At 53.5% G+C, this 1,127-nt stretch carries 1 protein-coding gene; it reads left to right on the forward strand.

The window, feature by feature from the left end; genetic code table 11:
- Nucleotides 1–308: 308 nt before the first annotated feature.
- A complete protein-coding gene (locus tag JNC80_RS19920) occupies nt 309–1,067 on the forward strand; it encodes a hypothetical protein (protein WP_376711413.1) in 759 nt (252 codons plus the stop codon).
- Nucleotides 1,068–1,127: the final 60 nt, after the last annotated feature.

The raw sequence follows: 1,127 nt of genomic DNA on the forward strand, positions 1-1,127 counted from the left end.
AGAGACGGATAGCGTGGTCAGGATAGAGAATAAAGCGGATGGGGTTCGCCCGCCCGAGGCGCACCCAGTCGTCGCGATTATCAAAAACGCGCGTTTGAGGGGTCGTTTGCGGGAGAGGGCGAAATCCTACGTTAGCGGCTATGGTTTACCGTACATTGATTGTGATACGGGTTTAGAAACACAATTCTCACAACAAGACGGGTTGCCATGCCTGTATCGCAAACCTTCGTTTGTGAGAAACTGGCGAGCGATAGCGAGGAACCGTTTATCGTAGATGTACGCACAGGAGGGAAGGTGGTGGAGGCGTGATGATTAGACGGTTCTGGGCTTGTTTGGCGATATCAGCGGGAGTTTTCGCAATCGGTCATGGGCCGACGAAGGCGCAACAACCGGATAGTTCTGCTGCAAGGATCCAGAAGATCGTTGAATCCTGCCTCAGCACTCCGCCCGGTGCAACGGGAAAGGTTATCGTTTCTGCGACATTCGGGCCAGATGGCTCACTCAAGGATAAGCCCGAGATTGTCCGGAAAGGCGAAGGCCCGATTAATAACACGTATGCATACGCGGCCCTCAGGGCGATCTTAAAATGCGAGCCACGGCTCGTCGGTCTCGGCCTTCAGGGTAAAGTCACCTTCAATTTTGATCCTTCAGGCCTACCACCGGCCTCACATGACAACACTTCCGCCGAAGTGCTCGCTCTCAATGGCGAACAACTCACTAAAGAGACCAACGGCATACGAATAGATCTCTCGATGCCAAATGGTTTTTGCCGTGTTACTCCGGAGGGGACACCCGCTGAGAGGGAGTTGTTGCAGCGAACGAGGCCGCCCACTGGCAGGAAAGCTGATCTACTCGCTATGGGCGTCGACTGCGAAACGAGCAAAATTTTGAAGGCAGGTAAGCTTCAACGCTTTCGTCGTATGGTTTCCCTCAATCTATTGACCAATGACGATTTACCAACGGGAGAGGCTTATCTGGCCGACGCCTTCCAGCGTTTCAGCGCCCGAGAGCCGCTAACCGCGCGCTATTGGCAAAGTCCCCCGATCAGTGGTGGACTTGCTTCGTAAAAGTGGAGAGGCGTTTTGTATTAAACTACCGTTCTCTCGAAGTGAGCTGGGCTCATATAG

It is taken from the genome of Pseudochrobactrum lubricantis (genome assembly GCF_041929865.1).
Taxonomy (GTDB): domain Bacteria; phylum Pseudomonadota; class Alphaproteobacteria; order Rhizobiales; family Rhizobiaceae; genus Pseudochrobactrum; species Pseudochrobactrum saccharolyticum.

Coding starts and splice junctions, on each gene's coding strand:
- JNC80_RS19920 (WP_376711413.1), top strand. CDS start 309: ATGATTAGACGGTTCTGGGCTTGTTTGGCGATATCAGCGGGAGTTTTC.